The organism is Arenibacter echinorum, assembly GCF_003259375.1.
Classification (GTDB): domain Bacteria; phylum Bacteroidota; class Bacteroidia; order Flavobacteriales; family Flavobacteriaceae; genus Arenibacter; species Arenibacter echinorum.
In genome coordinates, this window is record NZ_QLLN01000005.1 from 351,815 (window position 1) to 372,588 (window position 20,774).

Below are 20,774 nucleotides of genomic sequence, written 5' to 3' on the forward strand. Positions count from 1 at the left end.
ATTTTTATTAAACTATGTGACTGTTTAGTCTATAATATCTAAGGTTAGTGATATTAATTAAGATTTATAATGATATCAATTCGTTTAAACTATTAAGTCTAACAATAAAACCATTAGAATACCAACCACGCCAACAATGGTTTCCATAACTGTCCATGATTTAAAAGTGTCTTTAAGGCTTAGATTAAAATATTCCTTATACATCCAAAAACCCGAATCATTAACATGAGAAAACATTAAACTTCCTGCACCAATGGCAAGTACCATTAGGTTTGGATTAACACCTGTCACGGCTATTAACGGTGCTATAATACCTGCCGTAGTTAAACCTGCAACTGTAGCAGAACCTAAACAGATTCTAATTATAGTAGCCATTAAGAATCCTAAAATAAGAGGATTAACGTCCCATCCTCCAAGTAAATTGGCAATGTCAGTACTTACTCCACTATCTATAAATATTTGTTTAAGTGCACCTGCACCTGCAACAATTAAAAGAATCATGGCTATATCTTTTACAGAATCAGCATAACCATCCATAATGTTTTTCATCTTCAAATTTTGTTTAATCCCAAGTGTATATGTTGCAATAATTAAGGAAATTAGCATAACAGTAATAGGGTCCGCTAAAAATGAAAAAATATCCTCAAGTGTTTTATTACCTGAAGAAAGATAAGGCAACACCGCAGACCCTGCCAATAAAAATACAGGTAACAAAGCCGTTATAAAGCAATTAATTCCGCTAGGTAATTCTCGATCTGAAGTCTCTTTGGGTATAAATAAATCCAAAGGTTTTGATTGCACATTTTTTAATGTTATTGCAAAAATAGGTCCAGCGATAATCATACTTGGTACCGCAACTATAAACCCATAAATTAAGGTTGTACTCAAGTTGGCCTCAAAAAGATCAGCCAATGCGGTAGGTGATGGGTGTGGTGGTAAAAAACCATGAGTTACGGATAAGGCAGCTAACATGGGGATGCCTATGTATAAGGCCGGTAATTTATACTGATAGACAACCGAAAAAATCAAGGGCACCAAAAGCACAAAACCTACATTGTAAAAAAGAGGAATACCGACTATGAAGCCTGTAATCATTAAGGCCCATTGAATATATTTTTCACCAAAACCCTTCATCAAAACTTCTGTGATTTTTTTGGCCGCACCACTATCCGCAATAATTTTACCAAACATGGCACCCAAACAGATTATTATAGCCAAGGAGCCTAACATATCGCCAATACCTACTTTTAGGGATTTAGAAATATCTCCTAGTGGAATACCCAATAAGACCCCTGCCATAATGGACACAATAAGAAAGGCTAAAAATGGATTTATTTTACCCCAAGTAATTATTAGAATAAGAACAATTACACAGAAAACTACTGTTAGTATAGTCATGGTTTCGTTATTATTTAGTTTTAAAATTCATATATATAAAGTTGCTTTATGTCTTGACCTCCTATATTACAAATCGCCTTAAACTGGAGAATCAAGGAAGGGATACAATAATTTTTCGTGCTCTTCTTTATCAATGATATTACCGATGGTTCCTGTCTAAATAGTTTGGACACCATAGAAAATATCTCTGCTTTGTACTTTAGCTATTTGTTTTAAAAGCTTTAAATAATGTAACTACCTTATTTTCTCATTTGTGTCATCCTAAGAAAATATCGCATGCTGGAGGCAAAAGTAGCTTCTCCAAAAACAACGATTTATACTATCAATAGGCCAACAATTGTTGTTACGTAAAGTGAGTAACAACAGGGTTTAAAAAAAGATTACTTGGACAAAAGTCCAAGCAACCTTTTAGCAATCCAAACCAATTCCATTAAGAAATGTTAAAAGTATTCTATTTTCCTTTTAAGATTATTGAACAACAAAACCTTCAGGGTTCTGTACAAGATTTGTTCCTTCTAAAGCTTTTAATGGTAGCGGTGCCATATAATGGTTTTTATTGGGAGTACCTACCAATACCACTTTTTCATTGGGATCTCTTAATAAGGTGATTTCCTCTACCTTTTCCGTTCTAGTTAGATCAAACCATCGTTTGAATTCCCCAGCAAGTTCCCAACCACTTTCTTCCACGATTTCGTCGGGTGAGGCGGAGGCTAGATCTACGGAAGAATCTGGAGTTAAGTATGGCAGCCCCATGGCCCTTCTTCGTACTTGGTTCAAGGCGTCCAATGAGGCGGTGGTCGCTCCAATTCTGGCCTGTGCCTCTGCGTAAATCAATAATACTTCGGCGTAACGGAAAATTTCAATAGGACGATAGCTCACCAATTTAGGAACCCCTTCACCCGTTGCAGACGTTAAAAATTTCTGATAGGTAGGATTGAATCGCTGTGTAGTCTCGGAATCCGTCCAAGGGACCGTTTCCAAAGGAACCAAAGTTCCGTTGGCCCGAATGATAATCTCTTCCGTAAAGGTCTCCTTTTTTCTAGGGCCTTCAGGGAACCTGTTATAGAAGCCCAATTCGGCAAAAACATCAGACCAGCCACCAGCTTTGTGGTACGCAAAGCCCCGTGGCATTTCCTGTGGTTTCAAATCACTTGTGGAATATTGTATCGAAAATATTGATTCCCTACTATTACCGTTTTCCAATTTCCAAAGCTCGGTAATATCCAAAAGTTCAAAGTAACCAAGGTCAATTACCTCTTTTGAATATTTAGCTGCCAATGTATACTTTGACGAATCTTTAACTGGCCATCCGCCCCATGTCAAATATAAGCTTGACAGGGCCGTTTTGGCGGCTGCGCTGGAAGGCATTCCTATGCTGGATACTGCTCCCGGTTCTGGCAAGTTTGCAGCGGCAAAAAGAAGGTCTGCCTCTATTGCTGTATACATCTGAAGAACGGTGGCCCTATTCTCGTCTCCCGTGGCATTCGTATCCAATATCAAGGGTACGCCCCCATAAATCCTTACCAAATTATAATAGGCCAGTGCCCTGGTAAACATTGCCGTAGCCTTTGCCACAGTAACCACTTCTGGCTTTCCTTCCGAAATATCGGCCCCTTCGATCACTGTATTGGAAGCATAGATAATGTCCCAATAGGGATCCCAGGACTTATCGACCAACCAAGTAGCCTCTTCTCCCTCACCATTACCATAACCAAAGCCGTCGTACAAACGGAAAGGGGCTTTATTTCCACCGTTCCATGTAGTGACATCATCAGCTCCCATACCTGTAATGTTAACGTGAGGTTCTTTAAATAACAAAGCCATTCGTGCGAATATAGGCGACAGTGCCGCATTAAAATCGGACTCGGTGGTTAACCCTGCGGTGTTCAAAAGTGCACTGGTGTCCTCTTCAAGATCGGCACATGAAAATAACCAAGTGCAAGCCACGAGTACTGAAAGTCTTAAAAAATTTTTCTTTATGTACATGATAAATTAATTTTATGGGTTTTCTAAAAAGATAAGTTCACACCAAACGAAAAGATTTTGGCCAACGGATAGGCATCTTGATCAATGCCCAAATCTACATCTGAGGATCCGCTACTCGATATTTCGGGATCATAACCGGAATAATCGGTAATAGTAATAAGGTTCTCCGCCGTAACATACAAACGTAAGGATTGTAGTTTGATGCTTTCCAACAGTTCACTTGAAAAATTATAGCCAAGGCTAATGTTCTTAAATCGTATAAAGGAAGCGTCTTCCAAAAATTGGGTAGACAATATTTGATGGGAAGAAGCTGTTTTATCGAATGCAGGAATATTACTGGCATTACTGGGCGTCCAACTGTTCAACAGATCTTTATGTACACCATTAAAGGTAGAAGTCCCTAAACCATTTTGCCTTGCCCTGACGAAATTATAGACATCATTGCCTTCGGAACCTTGTACCAAAACGTTCAGGTCAAAATTTTTATAGGACATAAAGCTATTTAACCCCCAAGTGTAGTCAGCTGCACCATTTCCGATGTTGACAACATCCACGGCGGTAATTGCCCCATCACCATCAATGTCCTTATATTTAGGATCTCCGGCCTTCCTGCCTTCAATAGTTGTTTCGCCAGTCTGATATACGCCTTCATATACATATCCCCTAAAAGTACTCAATGGCTGGCCTACCTCAACACGTGTGGGAGGAATGTTATTGACTCCCTGTCCCAAATAATTATTTCTACCTGCATTGATAAAATCGATACCATCGATCAAGGAAAGTACTTTATTTCTATTTCTAGAAAAATTGAAATCCGCGTTCCAACTAAAATCATCTCCTTCAATGATTTTAGCTCCCAAGTTAATTTCGAAACCTTTATTTTCAATTTCCCCGACATTTCTGGTAATTATATTGGCCCCTACAAATTCGGGCAACACCACATCAAGCAAAAGATCGGTGGTATTCTTTTGATACCAGTCAAGGGAAAGGGTCAAACGAGAGGCCCACAGGCCAATATCAATACCGGCATTTATCTGCTTAGTTTTTTCCCAGGTCAGATCGGGGTTTTCAATACGGTTCGAAGGCGCTATACCTGTAATCCCGGCTCCGCCGTCAAATGGATAATTATAATCCTCACCAGTAATCGAACGTGCTCTTGTAGCTAATGCATCTATAGCCTGACTACCTGTAACACCATAACTTATACGTGGTTTTAGTGAAGTGAAGGCAGAACCCAGCATAAAATCTTCTTCGGTAATTTTCCACGCTAAGGATGCTGAAGGAAAGTAACCCCAGCGATTCTCTTTTCTAAATTTACTGGATCCATCTGCCCTTAGACTGGCTGTTAATAGATATCTATTTTTCAGGACATAGTTTATACGGCCAAGAAATGATTGGAGGCTCTGATCGGAAGGAAGCATATTATTTAACTCATTCGAGGTACGCTGAATCTTGCCCAGTTCGAGCCCTTGAAAGCCCGTTAGGTCCGTTGCAAAATTTTCTGATTCCGCTACAAGGTAGTCCCATTTGTTATGTTGTTGTTCATGTACCAGATCTATTTGAAGGCCGTGGTCATCGCCAAATTCCTTGCTATAATTTAGCACGTTGGTATTCTGTAAATTTACCCTATTGATATCGGTAATAGTGGCGTTACCGGTCTGATTCACAATTATGGGGATGTACAGCTTATCCTTACTGTTAGAAAATTCGGAGCCAAAGGTCGTGCGAAAGGTCAAGGAGTTAGTAAGTTTATAACCAAGGCTCAAGTTTGCAATAACCCGATTATCAAAGTCTTTTCTTCTGTTTTCAAAGGCATACAAAAGGGGATTAGTCCCACTTGTACCCACACTGTTCACACTTGAAAAGTTATAGTCCCCGTTTTCATCATAGACCGGTGTGGTCGGATCGAAGGTAACCGCATTGTTGATGTTGGTAGCAACTCCCCGACGTTCTTCCCTGCTTCCGTATATATTGAACCCTAGACTTAGGTTTTCATTTAGTTTAGCATTAATGTTCGACCGTAAAGAATAGCGTCTGTAATTTTGGCTTTGAACAATTCCTTCTTGGCCTACATGGTTGGCTGATAAATAATAGTCAATATCTTCATTGCCCCCACTTACCCCCATCTGTAAATTAGACATGGGTGCCGTTTTAAAAATTTCGTCCTGCCAATCGGTGCCGCCACTACTTCTGAAGGCCGCGATCTCGGCTTCGGAAAACGAAGCGCCCGCATCTGCTAGGTTTACGGTCTCCGCGAATTCTGCGGCGTTCATAATATCAAGTCGCTTGGAGACCTGTTGCATACCGGTAGACATGTTCAATTCTATCCGTGCCTTGCCCTGTCTTCCTTTTTTAGTGGTCACAAGTACGACTCCATTCGCCCCCCTTGATCCATAAATGGCAGTTGCCGAAGCATCTTTTAAAATCTCCATAGACTTGATATCATTCACATTTATGGCATTGATATCGGAAACAGCGATGCCATCGATTACGTACAAGGGTTCGTTGCTGCCGTTTATCGAATTCGTACCTCTTATACGTATTTTGAAACCTGCTCCCGGTGCTCCACTAACTTGGTTTACCTGAACACCTGCAGATCTTCCCTGCAAGGCCTGGTCTATTCGAGTAACCGGTTGCTTCTCATAATCTTTGGAAGAAACTGAAGTCAAGGCCCCAGTAAGGTCCGATTTTTTTTGCGTACCATAACCGACCACAACGACCTCATCCAGCTGTTGTGAGTCTTCTTTCATAATTAAATCGATAACTGTTTGATTAGCTACATTAACCTCAATTGTGGTAAATCCAATATAGCTAAAAATCATTGTAGCATCGGCTGCTACTTCGTTTAAGGAATATACTCCGTCGAAGTCAGTCTGTGTACCATTTGTCGTGCCTTTTACGACCACGCTAGCACCCGGTAAAGGGGTTCCCGTATTATCGGAGACTGTTCCTTTTATGGTTTGCTGTGCTTTCATTCCCTGTAGCCCCATAATCAGTATACAGAATCCAATAAGTGGATAATTGTAAAATAATTTCATCGTTGGTTTTTTCATAATCATTTAGTTGAATTCAAAATTTAGTTAGATAATAAGTGGTCTGTTTTCTTGGTTTTATACATTTCCCATTCTATTTAATTATCCTCAAATGAAGGCCAGTTCTTTTTATAGTAGGTTCCTTTCATTTTGAATATACCCTCAATTCAGTTAATATGATGTGGATAGAATGGGTTGCTAGAAGAGCTTTTATTTTAAATTCCTGGGTTTTTTCTTGGTTACTATTACAGTTAATAACCTAAGATTATAGTTTTCCATATTTAATTAAAATGATTATAATCTCAATAGGCTACTTCACTTGTTATTATCCCAAATTTCTTCCATTTCTTCTAAGGATTTACCTTTTGTCTCTGGTACATATTTCCAAACGAAATACATTGCCAATAGAGACATTAATCCGTAGATCCAATAGGAGAAACCATGGTGGAATTTTTCTAATAAATAGGTATTTTTGTCCATCATGGGAAATGTCCATGAAACTATGTAATTGGAAATCCATTGAGCTGCAACTGCAATTGCCATAACTTTTCCTCTAATTTTATTTGGGAATATTTCAGATAAAAGCACCCATACTACAGGGCCCCAACTAATCCCAAAACATGCTATATAAATTAGCATAAATACAACTGCGGTAAGTCCTGACACCTCTAGGTAAAAGGTAGTGCCCAGTGCAAACATTGAAATAGCCATTCCCAGCGCACCATAAACCATTAAGGGTTTTCTTCCTAATTTATCAATGGTCAAAATTGTCAATACGGTAAATATTAAGAGAACAGCTCCTACAGCTATGGTTTGCAGAAGGGACACATTGGTTCCTGACCCCATACTTTTAAAAATTTCTGGAGCATAATACAACACCCCATTAATGCCTACAAATTGTTGAAAAACGGATAGTAATATTCCTATAATAATTATTTTAGGACCGAATGAAAAAAGCTTCCCTGAACGGCTTATGACCGAACCTTGAATTTCCGCCAATATCTTTTTTCCTTCCTCTATTCCGTTTACTTTATTTAAAACAGCCAAGGCTTTTTCTGGCTTGGCTTTTAAAACCAACGATCTAGGTGTATCTGGAACAAAAAACAGCATAATTAGAAATAAGGCAGCTAGTATCGTTTCTGAAGCAAACATCCAGCGCCATCCCACAGTATTGAGCCAAGAATCGTCTCCTTGTCTGGCAATGAAATAATTAACAAAATAAACAGCTAAAAGACCAAAAACAATAGCGAATTGATTCATAGATACCAATTTACCTCTTATTCTTGCCGGCGCTATTTCAGCAATATATAGTGGCGAAAGCATGGATGCTAAACCAACACCTAGGCCTCCTATTATTCTATAAAGAATAAATATATAGATAAAGGTGTGGTCGCCTTTACCTATAGGTCTAATGAACATTTCGGGCATAGCTGAACCAAGAGCTGAAATTATGAATAATATGGCAGCAAGGATAAGTCCATTTTTACGCCCCATCTTCTTACTGATAATACCTCCGGAAAACCCTCCTATAACGCATCCAATTAATGCACTGGAGACAACTAATCCCAATCGTGAATTAGCTCCCATTTCATCCAAACCAAAAGGAATAACGAAGAAATTTTCCAAAGACCCCACAGTCCCTGATATTACGGCTGTATCATAACCAAACAACATACCACCTATTGCGGCAATCATTGTCAATTTTATAAGATACCTAGAGTTATTTACTGATGTTCCCATGTTAATCTATATCGGTTTTATATTCATACTTGACCAAACTACAATGCAGGACAAGATTAGGTGTAAATACGTATTTGTATCTGACTTCCTACCCTGCATCTCTAGTTAGACATTTATTCCTAGTACAAATTTTGAATTTGGTTTGTTTTGTAATTATTACTAAGTTGTAATTCATCTATAATTTTCGCTATAGTAACAACTGACTGATCCTCCTGGCTTACTGAACATACTAGATCTCCTGGTTAACTTACCACTATAGCCAGGCTTTTTTACCACCTCTGCCATTGGTGGCCTATTTACCCTTAAAAGTGAATATGCTTATTATTATTTTCAATGGGAATCCCTCGGAATATCACTTCCTGAATTTCCGTTTAAAAAATCCAAATCCGCGCCTAAATGAGCCTGCTGCACATGGTCCGTGTACATTTTCACGTACCCTCTTTTCATAACTGGTTCCTTTGGAATCCATGCTGCTTTTCTCTTTTTAAGCTCTTCATCAGAAATATCTAGATGCAATCTACGCTCTGGCACATTCAATTCAATCATATCCCCAGTTTGTACCACGGCTAAAGTGCCACCCACCGCAGATTCAGGTGAAACATGAAGTATTACGGTTCCAAAAGCGGTACCACTCATCCTTCCGTCGGATATACGCACCATATCTTTAATTCCCTTCTTTAATATTTTTTCGGGCAAATCTACATTAGCTACTTCAGGCATTCCAGGGTACCCTACCGGACCAGCACCTTTAAGCACTATAACACTGTTTTCATCAATGTCAAGGTTCGGGTCATCTACCTGTTTATGATAATCTTCTACAGTCTCAAAAACAATTGCCTTACCACGATGAACCATCAATCTAGGACTTGCGGCCGAAGGCTTAATTATTGCACCGTTTTCACATAAATTTCCATAAAGTACTGCTATACCAGAAGTTTCTTGAAATGGCTTTTTTAGCTTAGCTATCACTTCATCATTGTAACAAGCAGCGTCCACGTTGTTTTTACCGATTGAATTACCATTAACAGTTATTGCGTCGTTATGAAGATGTTCTTTCATCGCCTTAATAACTACAGGAAGTCCACCCGCATCAAAAAAATCTTCCATCAGAAATTTACCAGAAGGCATTAAGTTGACTAGAAGTGGAATTTTACTGCCCAGGCTATCGAACTCTTTAAGGTCAAGGTCTACCCCTATTCTTCCTGCTATAGCTTTTAAATGCACAATGGCATTGGTAGAACCTCCGATTGCCGCATTTACTTTAATAGCATTTTCAAATGCCTCCTTAGTAAGAATTTTGGATATTTTTAAATCTTCCTTTACCATGTCCACAATACGTCTTCCCGACAGTCTAGCCAATAACCTTTTACGAGAGTCTACTGCAGGTATAGCTGCGGCTCCAGGTAACGTAAGCCCCATTGTTTCGACCATACAAGCCATTGTTGAGGCAGTACCCATAGTCATACAGCTTCCCGCACTTCTAGCCGAACAAACCTCGGCCTCCATTAGATCTTTTTTAGTATAGCCTTCAGTGCTTACCTTATCTTTAATATTCCACAAAAAAGTACCTGAACCTATGCGATTGCCTTTGTACTTTCCGTTAAGCATGGGGCCTCCAGGGACCACGATAGTCGGTAAATCAACACTGGATGCCCCCATAACTGTGGCAGGTGTAGTTTTATCACATCCTGTCAATAAAACGACCCCGTCCAATGGATTTGCACGTATACTTTCTTCTGTATCCATACTCGATAAATTACGGAACAACATTGCCGTAGGTCTCATTAACGGTTCTCCCATACTCATCACAGGAAATTCGAGTGGGAAGCCCCCTGCCTCAAGTACACCCTTTTTTACCTCTTCTGCAAAATCACGAAGATGTGCATTACATGGTGTTAATTCTGACCAAGTGTTACATATACCTATAACCGGTCTTCCGTCAAATTGATCATCGGGATATCCTTGGTTACGCAACCATGAGCGGTGAATAAATGCAGTTTTATCATCGGCTGCATCAAACCATTCTTGGCTTCTATACCTCTTTTTATTTTCCTTCATTTGTACAAATTATATTCTTTATTAAAATCATCTAGTTCTCATTTATTTTGACCCTGCATTGACAGTAGTTTCACCCAATCCTTCTGGCCCTAAAGCAAGGTAACCCCCATCTACGTCCAAAGTGGTTCCTGTAATAAAAGATGCATCGTCACTTAACATAAAGAGTGTGGGCCGTGCAATTTCAAAAGGCTGAGCCATACGGTTTAACATTTGATATTTCCCCCATATAGGGCCCCATTTCTCACGGCCGCCACCATCCAAATCTGCAGCCTTATCAGTCTCATTGGACCATGTCCAACCCGGCGCAATTTCATTAACACGAATATTAAAGGGTGCTAAATCCAACGCTTGACATTTCGTCAATTGGTGTACTGCTCCCTTTGCGGCATTATATGTCCAGCGATCTATTTGTGCTATATATGCAGAAATACTGGAAATATTGACTACTGCGCCACCACCGTTTGCTTTCATATGAGGAACAGTGAACTGAACCATCCTGGCAAAAGCAACTGGACCTGTATTTAAACTACGCATCCAATCTTCTTTCGTCGCATCAATTCCCTCTGCTGTAAAGGAGAAAGCGTTATTTACTAAACAATCTATTTTACCGTAAGTTTCTATGGTCCTCGAAACGGTTTCTTCACATACTTCTTCCAGTCCCATATCACCTTGAAGAAACGTTACATCGTACCCTTCTTTTCTAAAGTTTTTCTCAACCCTTATACCTCTTTCACTTATACCAGTAAAAAGCACTTTACCTCCTTCTTTACAAAATTCTTCCACTATAGCGTGTCCCAATCCCGAAGATCCACCTGTAACTATGGCAACTTTGTTTTTAAATCTATTTAAATTCATTCTTTATTTTTTTGATTGGTTTAACCTATAAAACTGAATGGCATTTTCCTTAAAAACAAGTTTTCTTTCTTGTTCACTTAACCCTTTTGTTAATTCATCTGAAACTTGTAACCAAGTTTTCCATGAAGCAGCACGCAATAATGGTGGCCAATCGCTGCCCCAGATTAAGCGATCAGGCCCAAAACTTTCAATAACCACTTCAGAAAAAGGTTTTAAGTCATCCATTTTCCAGTTTTCTAAATTGGCATTGCCTAAAAAGTTTGAAAATTTACAATAGTGCGATCCTGAATCTGCAAAGTTTTTGATAAGTCCTTTCCATGGTTTCAGCTGTTGTTTATCAATATTTGGATTACCAATATGATCCAGAATAAAACGTGTATCTGGACATTTTTCCATGAGATTCATTACCGCTAAAAAATGGGAAGGGTCAATGGTTATTTCAAAATGCAGTCCATATTCTCCTAGTAATTGCACACCTCGAATAAAATCAGGCTTTAAGCAAAAATTTGGGTCATCTTCAAATTGTATAATTTGACGCACTCCTTTAATTCTCGAATCCTTTTTGAAAACTTGTAATATAGGTTCGACTGCACTCCCGGTGTGCAATGGCGCCCAAGGAATGATACCTTTCAAACGCATATCTGCGTCTGCTATATTTTGAACCCAATGCAGTTCCTCCAAAAATTGCTCAGGTTTACACTCACATTGTACAAAAACCATAGCCTCTACCTCTTGATTTCCTATAGCCTTATCATAATCTGGCATTAAATAGGTTTGATTTACAATAGGTTGCATTTTTTCCAGCCAAGGGTAAGTCAGTTCTTTTATGTCCCAAATATGAATATGTGTATCTACTAAAGCTAAATCCATCTACACTATGTTTTTTATTATCGAACAAATCAAAGAGAGTATCATATATGCCAATACACTATTCATATGTCTGAAGTGATTCTTTTATCAATTTTCTTAAATCCCATATTTCTTCAACTCTAACCAACCGATTTTCGTTTCGACTTCAAGAGTGCGAACAATAATTCGTAGCCAACATTAAAATTTCGAATGGTACAGCAATGTTAATAAGAGGTGGAAGTTGTTAAAGGGAATTATGGTTTAATATTCGGGTGAAATGGTTATAAGGCATTACTACCCAATTATATGAATTTTAATAACCCATATGGAAGTACTATAATCGTATTTAAGTATGGAATAATAGTAGGGAACACTGGACTGTCTGCAAAATTTGCTAACATTACCGATTTTCATAAAATTATTCCTAAACTAGGCTTTAGCTCTGAAGGTCTTGATGTAGTTGCCTGGAGTTTTTCCAAATTGTTTTTTAAAGCAGGTTCTGAAATATTTTAAATCTGAAAAACCCACCATAAAAACTACTTCCGTAATAGAATATCCGCCGGATTTTATAAGATTTGAAGCTCTTTTTATTCTTATGGTCCTAATGAATTCAGAGGTCGATTGGCGTATAAACGAATTCTACCAAATATGAAACAATTATTTTTGGCATTTAAAACTAATGAAATGTGACATTATCCAATACATAATCCAAATCCTTTTAAATAGCATTCAATTCTACAACGAAATAGAGCATAATGCCTAATACTTAGAACCCAATTAAATATAAAACTATAACTAAGGTTGAGGAATGTCTGTATATAATAGGTATGCCTTTAGAAAATAGTTGTAATGTCCCCCGCAAAAGTGTGTAGTTTTATTTTCCCATCGTAAACAACCAGGGTATCACTACCTAAAGATATTTCTACAGTTCGGGATTTCGCATACCACACGATATAAGCCAACTCATTTTCAATAACTTTTCGATTCATTTCAAATTGAGTGTCATTACTTGGCAATTTAGCAAAAAGTGTAACATAAAATGCTTCTATCTGGTCAAGCCCCTTAAAAGTAGCATTAGGAGTTACAACTATGGATTCATCTGTGTAATCGGACATTATAGATACCAAATTATTTTCTCCAAATGCGGTAAGATGGTGTATTAAAACTTTACTTGTTTCTTCTGTACTTACCATTTTCCTACTCAATGATAAAACACTATTATCAATATTTGAACCCTTCGGTACATTTGTACTTGAGCACCCAAGGTTAGAAATATAAAATCCAATAATTATAATTTTAAATATTTTTTTCATTTTTTTAATATGATGTTAATTAAGTCTAAAATAAATTCACTTTTAAGGATAATTAAAAGCTAATTGTCCATTTTTGATTAAAATGGGATTGGAAGAAATCTTTATCCCATAAACATTACACCTAGGCTACACTTTATCATGTATGTCAATTTTCATGAAATTATTAATGCTTTATCTTACTAGTTCTGTTGGATAACTCTTAATCTTCTGTCTATATGAAAAACTACATCGCTTACACAAAATAACTTCCTCCCTCGAACACTCTTATCTACATAAATAGTGAAATTTATAACTGCAATATGAATTGGGAATACCTGGCCACCAAGAGCACACCAACACTTCTAAAATTTACCTATATTTCCTCTTATTTATTCCGCAGAAAATACACTATTATCACAAAAGATTGTACACAATAAGAATCTAAGCCCCAACAATCATTACACAATTTTTATCCTTACAGAACATGCTGTCCTATTTATTTCTTCCTATACTGGAATTCCGTTTCAAATCCAACATTTCTAAAGGCATCTGTGTCTGGTAAAACGAATTTGTACTCATGCATTTCATCCATTGAAACTTCCAGCGTTTCTGCTTCAAATTCCATAACATGGCCGCCAAATTTAAGATCATCCGAAATGAAATGGAAGTGAAAACCACCAACATTAATATTTCCAATAAATTCCGGGCAATAAAAGCCTACAATAGTACCCTCGAAATTATCACGTGTGAACACTGGGCGATTAGGAATCAATACATCCAATCCATCTGTGAAGGGTGGTTCCTGCTTATGTAAACCTCCACATTTCATCCAATTAAATTTGCCATGAATTTTGAATGAATAGAACATATTTTTTGAAGGTAAGTTTTCATTGATTCTTCTCCTTAATTCATCAAAACCTAAGGTATCATCGATATTGAAGCTATGATCTTCTCGGAAAAAACCAGCATTGGCATAAACAATTTTCGCGTTATCCGATGGCACATATACGGTCCCGTCCTCCTTAATCTGATATGGTATACCATCTAACATTACCAATTCACCGTCTAACATGGTATAGGACCCAAGACCTATATTCCCCTTCCTTTTTAATTCTTTAACCGTAAGGTCACCTTCAAAAACCTTGTTAACAAAGGCATACCAAATAGAATATTGATAAAATTCCTCCAGCACCTCGATTTCTGAAACGTCATTCCCGCTTATCTTTTTGGTAATATTGTCATTACAACTGGTCAAACTGCTGATTAGAAATAAAATAAAGATTGAGATTGAAATGGTTTTCATGATATAAAAATTGTGATTTATTTTGTTCGTTTATTCTGATATAATAATTTACTTATCCACAAATGGTATTCAAATACTTTATTTTTTTTAGCATATTATGCCTTTTTGGCCAAATCTATATCAGCCTTAACTTCCTTCTCTAGTTTGTCCCAGTCAAAAACACCCTGCATCGATATATTCATTTTTATATATTGTTCGGTTAAAATTTTGCTGTATAATTTCCAGAATTTTAATGATTCTTCCAATTGGCCGATTGCAATGGTTTTGTATTTTTCATTATTTGATACTAGATACAATTTAAGGTTCGTCGCTCCACGAATTTTTGCGCTATAATAATTACCCAAATGAGCCATCGCTTTAATATCGCCAATCGTTTCGGCCAACTCATTGTTATCATAAGAATTCATTTTTTCGGTAAGGGATAATGCTTCTTTCCCATACAATTCAAGCATGTCAGCCACTTGTAAAGGAGTTGTTCCTGAAATTTTACTTTGATCTATAATAGCTCTGACATAATTTTTAATTGTTATTAGATTACTATCATCCATTACTGGAGCATTGATAAAATCATAAATATTATGATATCCATCAATGGCATTGGCTACCCCTGAACCAATACACGCTTCTGGCCACCAAAGATAATCCCAACTAAACCAATGAAACTTATTGATTAATGGAATAACCTTAGAAGATTCTTGCCAGGCCGTATAGAGATCATTGCTATCCACAGACGGAAATCGATTGCCAATCAAACCCTTCAATAGTTCGGGAGAGGTTTCTGGATCATAACCCATTCGCCCCCAAAGCAAAAAACTAAACCAATGCTTTTCGTTCTCTAAAATGCGTGGTGAAGTTGGATTTTTACTGATACTTTCGCGCGCCCATACAAAACGATCTGACCCCATATAGTACCCGGCTGTTCTTTCGCCTTTTGGAAGGTTTAGAATATATTTTCGAACATATTCCGCATCACCCCACCGTAAATTATAGATATCATCATTTCTTAAATTCCACCATGTTGAAACCCCTTTTGGTATATTAGGAAAAAATTCTTTTTCAGCAAATTGGGGATTATACGCTGAATAGATTCTTGCTCTGCCATATTTAAAGCTCATATCATAACCATCTTTAAGCTGTTTAAATCGACTATTGATTTTATTAAAATCGGTCCACCAATAGCGGTGAATAAATCTAATCTTCCTGTCCGGCTGTTCGTTTTGAACATCCTGTATACCCTTCCCATATGTTTCCCATAACCATTCTTCCTTTTCATCAGAATTTACACCGTGCATGTTTTCGCCAGCAGTAGTACCAATCCCGGCAAGTTTAGGGTAAGTAGAAAGAAGTTTTGATACCGACTTTCTTTGGTAATCTTTTGTAATTTCATTTTCCTTACTTTGGGTTATGCCATATTTACCCAATGCACCGTTCATATGAATATTCCAAGTAATAATGTAAAATTCAATACCACGATGATCGGCATAGTCCATGACTTTTTGCCATAGTACTATTTTCTCATCTATTGTCATGGTTTTAATCTTACCTGTATCATCATAAATATCATTTAAGGCCACATCGGGATATTCCTCCAATTTTATCATCGAAGGAAAGGGGTGTTTGCTCCAAAGTGAAATTACGTTAAAGCGCTGTCTCGCCAATTCATCCAAATATGTTGTCCAAAAATTAAAATCCCACATATTAATAATATTGGATTGTGCAGAAGTTCCTCGATCATCGTGGCTAGGCGTTCTTGAATCTAATGGAATGTTAAACTTCAATCCTCTTTTAGCAATATAAGGTGAGAAATCTTTATCTATCATTGAATCTAGCCCAGATGACATTACAATTTCACCGAGGTGAATACCCCCATACATAGCGCCGATTCTATCTCCGCCAATTACCCAGTATGTTTTATTTTTCCCTTGGCCTGTAACTCTTAATGCATAATCCTGAGCTTTCATTTCTTTGATTACTTTGCCGTTGGCCTCTGTCATAGCTCCAATCACTTCAGATTTATTATCCGCTATCACTATTTGCACACTATTAGGGTTATTAGAAAATTCCATAAGAGGTAGAAGTGATACTGACATGTTCTTCTCTGACAATATTCTTTTAAGATCTTCGGCGGCAAAGGCTATGGATGGTTCGGAACTTTCGTAATAAATATTGTATTGACCAGACATCAAATTGTTTTGCTCCAATTTATTATAAGGAGAAAACAAGCAGGCTGCTTTCATTCCGAAAATTATGCAAAATTGACATAAGGCTATTACTAATTTTAATCGTCTAAATTTCATAGTTGATCTACTTGTTATTATGATGAAAGTGAAGTAATGTTTAGAACAAAAGGAGACAGGCTTCTTGTTCCATTTGATTTCTCATTATTTTATTAATAATTGAATAATACACAGATTTGAAATTACTACCCTTTCCCAAGCAACAAAACGGGCTCTACCCTGTGCTATCCAATAGATCCAATTTTGGTGGTCATCGGGGAAAATTATGGATGAACTTTATATTAATCAAACCTTTAATCATCCAAATTTTCTAGATATATCAAACTTTGAGGAATTTGTTCAACGGCCCTCGAAGACTCGTCCTCGATAAATAAATATTCCAATCCCATTTTTTTTGCTTCTGCTACCACTGCCGCAATATCTATTTGCCCTGTGCCTAATACCACATTGGTCTCCACATCAGATTTTCCAATTTTATTTCCTTCCACACCCTTTTTACAATCCTTTAGGTGCATTAATTTAAATTCTTCAGGATAGCGATGTAACCATTCTATAGGGTCTTCCCCGGGATGAGCAAACCAATAGACATCCATTTCAAAATCAAAGTGTTCCGAGTTTTTAATCATGTGGTCCATTAAAGTGGCACCTCGGTAAGGACCAAATTCGTACCCATGCGGATGGTAAGCTAGTGTTACACCCTCTCTCTCGAATATCTCACCTGCTTTGTTAAAAACAACAAGTGCTTTTTGGGTATCTTCTAGGGTTAAAATAGCCCCGTTGTGGGGAATCCAAAAACAAACTACATATTTGGCCCCATAATCCTTAGCCCTTTGCAACACGGTTTTAGGTGTCTTTTGCAATTCGCTAAACGGTGCGCTTACACTAACCATATCTAAATTATTTTTGGCCAATAATGCTTTATATTCTTGGAAGGTGTACCCCTGGGTCCCGTCGTTACCGTCCTCGATATTGGTAATTCCCCATTCCTTTATTTTAGCAAAAGTTCCTGGTACGTCTTTTTTAAATTCATTTCTAAGACTATACAACTGCAAGCCTATTTCTTGTGCTGATAAGGGGATTGCAAAAAGACCAATACCCATAATTAAAAATATTTTTTTCATCTGTCTATAATTAATTTATGTGCTCTAAAAGAGCAGTTAAAAAAGATGCAAACATCAATAAAATTGAATCTTCATCTTCAAAATCTATGGTTTACTCTTGTATTTTTAGCGTTCAACATCATTCAAGTTGTTTCCTGATTTCACCAGATTATTTTTTGAACAAGTACTAATATTTCGCCTTCGACAACACTTAAAATTGATGAACCTACCTTCTATCAAATTGTATTGTTATATATGGCGTTTCCAAATCCAAGTCAGGATAGATAAACCCATTGCCTTCATTATCCATTACTTCAAAAAAATACATCAAATCAAATCTCTGATCTATTTGACTAGAAGGTACAATTCCAAGGAATTCACCACTTTCACCTCTACGCTCCATATTCAACGTCTTAAAATCCAAATGTTGATTTACCGGGCGGTAGCGAAGTCTGGCCCATTTTATACCTGAAGGAGCTTTTATACTAGCCGCTATATTGATATCATGATTTAGAGGGGTATGACTTACCGCATGATGTCTAATATCAAAGCTAGGCTTAGAATTTATCTTCGCGTTAACTTGGTACTTTGGTGCACTTCTCGGGCTATCTATCTTGCTATATGTACTTCTCTCTATCTGAAGTTGTTGTAACCCTTTTTCGAGATAAGTGAGTTCATCTTTCCAATGTCCTGAAAGGTGGTGGTTAATATCCAAGTATACAGCCTCATCTATTCCAAACATTAAATCAGAAGTATAAACATCAGCTGCAGCCTCAACGATATTACGCCATGCCTCAATAGCTTGTTTTTCATAATTTATAGCATCATCTAGTGCATGTGGGTCGTTAGTACGTTTATAAATACGATAGCTAATGGCAGCTGGAATCCTTATTGAATGATATAGGGCCAAATTAGATAGTATTTTTAAATCTGTAATAGTCGAATAAAACTCCTTATTTCCATGGTCAATATATCCTTCGGCTTTGGCAATGAGTTGGTTTATTTCGAGGTTGGTCTGCGCAAACCATCTACTAGTATTTGACGGCAACCTCTTAGCAGTTTCGTAGCCTTCTATCAATATTTGGGCTTCCGTATCAAAACTAGCAAATTGTTGAATATCGCTTCCCTCCGCCAAAGCATACTGTGGCAAATCTCCAAACCTTTGTTTTTCCGGCCAACCACGTGTTGTAGGAAACTTGCCATAAGGTGAACAGGCTGCTATAATTTTGGGCAATATCCAACTGGCCTTGTGCAAAGCTTCTTCTACCGCTGCACCCCCATCTTTTCCAAAGCGTTTCTCAAATTCGCGATGCCACGTCTCCGATGGAGTGTTGGGGTTATAAGCCAAACGGCCAAAAGCCTGAAAAAAATGCCAATAACGCTCAAATTCATAGTCGTAATAGATATATGGTGGGGACAATAAATTTATCGGCTCCATATTGTGTGGTTGAGCCTCCATTTTAGTGGCAAGAGGTTCATTTATTTCAAATCCTTCTCCATCATAAAGGTGCGTACTAGCAGCAAATCGCCGAGCATATTCTGGGCTGCCCCAAAGGAGTATTCGTTGAGTACCCCCGGTCCACAAACGCCAATGAATTTTGTAGTTTTTAGGGTAACGCAACATATCTGCATAACTATGACGACGATCGAATTGGTTTTCACGATTTATGTGAGTGGGATGAAAGGGAAGCCCCATTTGCTCCATCCAGTACTTTGTAGTTACTCGGAAATTCAAATTCAAACTGTTTGCTATTTGAATTATCGATTCAGGCAATTCTTTGGCTCGCAAATCTACTTGAAGGTTTGGGAATTTGGCCTTTATCATTTTAAAAACTTCAGTCCAAAAAAGTTCCATTTCTTTTCCACTCTTTAAGCCAGATTCAGCATGCATACGAAATTGAATTCCGTCAATATTTGGCACTTCTTGAAGAAACTTGTCTAAAGCTGCTTTAGTATAATTCGCTAGATTCCTGCCATTAAGCCCTGTGACCAAATAATTTTTATCATCTTCGGACTCCACTTCTCCAGAAAGCCCTCCCGTTTGAATACCCCCACGAAAGATATGGTCCCATATCCCTACTTTAAATTCTAACCCTCTTTCGTGAGCCATTTCAATCATGCGATTTAGTGCCGCAAGATTTTTTTGTTGTTCCGAGAAAGTTAAATTACCCATTTTTATATTCGGAAACCCATCTACATCAAAAAAGTATGGATAACATGGAGCAAGAAAACCACCATTTTCATATCCAAAAATGACAATAATAGAATTGAACCTATTAATCGCAAGCATATCCATATACTTAGCCCAATAATCTTCATTATAAAACCTACTTTCCCAATAGGCACGGTTCATAGTATACAAGGATATAGCTCGATTACCTACATGCGGAGATTCGGTGATTGGCTCAACTTCGTTAAATGGGTCATTTTCATCAGAACTCCAGCTAAGGCGTTCACCAACATCAAGAATTCCATACATCAATCCTTTGCTATCTGAACCCTGAATCACCCAAACTGGTTTTGTCTTATACTCCGTTCTCCAAACCGATAATGATTCGGGCTGAATTAATAATGGTCTATTAGAGCCAAGAGCAAGTTCGCTCGCCAAACCTTTTCCAACGTTGGTCCCTAGAACCAAACAAGTTTCGCCAATAGCCTTATCAATGGAATCCACCTTCTCAAAAGTAATTTTTTGCTTTTCTAGTCTTGAAATCAATGACCTCAGCCCATGCTTAGCAGGCATTTCCATTTCTTGATCAATAACAATTGACAATTGTAAAGTTCTTTCAACTATGCAGGAAGAAAAAGATATGTTTACGAGTAAAAGCAATAAGGGGATTAGTATATTTGATTTGTTTCTAATCCAAGAATTCATGATTTGATTTATTCCTAACATAAAAGATTAATTAGGGCATTCATCAAAA

Annotated in this window: 13 protein-coding genes; all 13 read right to left on the reverse strand. The window is 37.6% G+C overall.

The features are described 5' to 3' along the window. Positions 1–84: 84 nt before the first annotated feature. Positions 85–1,398 (reverse strand): gluconate:H+ symporter, encoded by a 1,314-nt coding sequence (locus LV92_RS14765; RefSeq protein WP_111624396.1) that lies wholly within the window; start codon positions 1,396–1,398, stop codon positions 85–87. Between the two features lie 468 nt (positions 1,399–1,866). Next, a complete protein-coding gene (locus LV92_RS14770; protein ID WP_111624397.1) occupies positions 1,867–3,384 on the reverse strand; it encodes a RagB/SusD family nutrient uptake outer membrane protein in 1,518 nt (505 codons plus the stop codon). Positions 3,385–3,407: 23 nt separating this feature from the next. Then, entirely contained in the window at positions 3,408–6,437 is a 3,030-nt protein-coding gene (locus LV92_RS14775) for a SusC/RagA family TonB-linked outer membrane protein (RefSeq protein ID WP_170126336.1), read from the reverse strand. 294 nt (positions 6,438–6,731) lie between these two features. Continuing rightward, positions 6,732–8,156, reverse strand: a complete 1,425-nt coding sequence (xylE, locus tag LV92_RS14780) for a D-xylose transporter XylE (RefSeq protein WP_111624399.1) — start codon at positions 8,154–8,156, stop codon at positions 6,732–6,734. 330 nt (positions 8,157–8,486) lie between these two features. Beyond that, positions 8,487–10,214 (reverse strand): IlvD/Edd family dehydratase, encoded by a 1,728-nt coding sequence (locus LV92_RS14785; RefSeq protein WP_111624400.1) that lies wholly within the window; start codon positions 10,212–10,214, stop codon positions 8,487–8,489. Between the two features lie 42 nt (positions 10,215–10,256). After that, positions 10,257–11,069 carry an SDR family oxidoreductase gene (locus tag LV92_RS14790; RefSeq protein WP_111624401.1) on the reverse strand — a complete coding sequence of 271 codons (813 nt, stop codon included), beginning with the start codon at positions 11,067–11,069 and terminating at the stop codon, positions 10,257–10,259. A gap of 3 nt (positions 11,070–11,072) precedes the next feature. Further along, positions 11,073–11,939 carry an amidohydrolase family protein gene (locus LV92_RS14795; RefSeq protein ID WP_111624402.1) on the reverse strand — a complete coding sequence of 289 codons (867 nt, stop codon included), beginning with the start codon at positions 11,937–11,939 and terminating at the stop codon, positions 11,073–11,075. 408 nt (positions 11,940–12,347) lie between these two features. Continuing rightward, entirely contained in the window at positions 12,348–12,548 is a 201-nt protein-coding gene (locus tag LV92_RS22175) for a helix-turn-helix domain-containing protein (protein ID WP_111624403.1), read from the reverse strand. Between the two features lie 203 nt (positions 12,549–12,751). Next, on the reverse strand, positions 12,752–13,231 hold the full coding sequence (locus tag LV92_RS14805) for a nuclear transport factor 2 family protein (protein WP_111624404.1): 480 nt from the start codon (positions 13,229–13,231) through the stop codon (positions 12,752–12,754). Positions 13,232–13,706: 475 nt separating this feature from the next. Further along, complete coding sequence (gene budA, locus LV92_RS14810; RefSeq protein WP_111624405.1) at positions 13,707–14,513, reverse strand: acetolactate decarboxylase; 807 nt, start codon at positions 14,511–14,513, stop codon at positions 13,707–13,709. A gap of 95 nt (positions 14,514–14,608) precedes the next feature. Continuing rightward, entirely contained in the window at positions 14,609–16,750 is a 2,142-nt protein-coding gene (locus LV92_RS14815) for a carbohydrate-binding family 6 protein (protein WP_111624406.1), read from the reverse strand. A gap of 293 nt (positions 16,751–17,043) precedes the next feature. Further along, complete coding sequence (locus LV92_RS14820) at positions 17,044–17,871, reverse strand: sugar phosphate isomerase/epimerase family protein (protein WP_111624407.1); 828 nt, start codon at positions 17,869–17,871, stop codon at positions 17,044–17,046. Between the two features lie 205 nt (positions 17,872–18,076). Next, a complete protein-coding gene (locus LV92_RS14825; RefSeq protein ID WP_211322993.1) occupies positions 18,077–20,746 on the reverse strand; it encodes a hypothetical protein in 2,670 nt (889 codons plus the stop codon). Between the last annotated feature and the right edge of the window lie 28 nt (positions 20,747–20,774).

What these genes read in the sequence shown, in the direction of transcription:
- LV92_RS14765 (WP_111624396.1), bottom strand. Translation starts at nt 1,398, where the DNA reads ATGACTATACTAACAGTAGTTTTCTGTGTAATTGTTCTTATTCTAATA.
- LV92_RS14825 (WP_211322993.1), bottom strand. Translation starts at nt 20,746, where the DNA reads ATGTTAGGAATAAATCAAATCATGAATTCTTGGATTAGAAACAAATCA.
- xylE (WP_111624399.1), bottom strand. Translation starts at nt 8,156, where the DNA reads ATGGGAACATCAGTAAATAACTCTAGGTATCTTATAAAATTGACAATG.
- LV92_RS14785 (WP_111624400.1), bottom strand. Translation starts at nt 10,214, where the DNA reads ATGAAGGAAAATAAAAAGAGGTATAGAAGCCAAGAATGGTTTGATGCA.
- budA (WP_111624405.1), bottom strand. Translation starts at nt 14,513, where the DNA reads ATGAAAACCATTTCAATCTCAATCTTTATTTTATTTCTAATCAGCAGT.
- LV92_RS14820 (WP_111624407.1), bottom strand. Translation starts at nt 17,871, where the DNA reads ATGAAAAAAATATTTTTAATTATGGGTATTGGTCTTTTTGCAATCCCC.
- LV92_RS14775 (WP_170126336.1), bottom strand. Translation starts at nt 6,437, where the DNA reads ATGAAAAAACCAACGATGAAATTATTTTACAATTATCCACTTATTGGA.
- LV92_RS14770 (WP_111624397.1), bottom strand. Translation starts at nt 3,384, where the DNA reads ATGTACATAAAGAAAAATTTTTTAAGACTTTCAGTACTCGTGGCTTGC.
- LV92_RS14815 (WP_111624406.1), bottom strand. Translation starts at nt 16,750, where the DNA reads ATGAAAGCAGCCTGCTTGTTTTCTCCTTATAATAAATTGGAGCAAAAC.
- LV92_RS14805 (WP_111624404.1), bottom strand. Translation starts at nt 13,231, where the DNA reads ATGAAAAAAATATTTAAAATTATAATTATTGGATTTTATATTTCTAAC.
- LV92_RS14795 (WP_111624402.1), bottom strand. Translation starts at nt 11,939, where the DNA reads ATGGATTTAGCTTTAGTAGATACACATATTCATATTTGGGACATAAAA.
- LV92_RS14790 (WP_111624401.1), bottom strand. Translation starts at nt 11,069, where the DNA reads ATGAATTTAAATAGATTTAAAAACAAAGTTGCCATAGTTACAGGTGGA.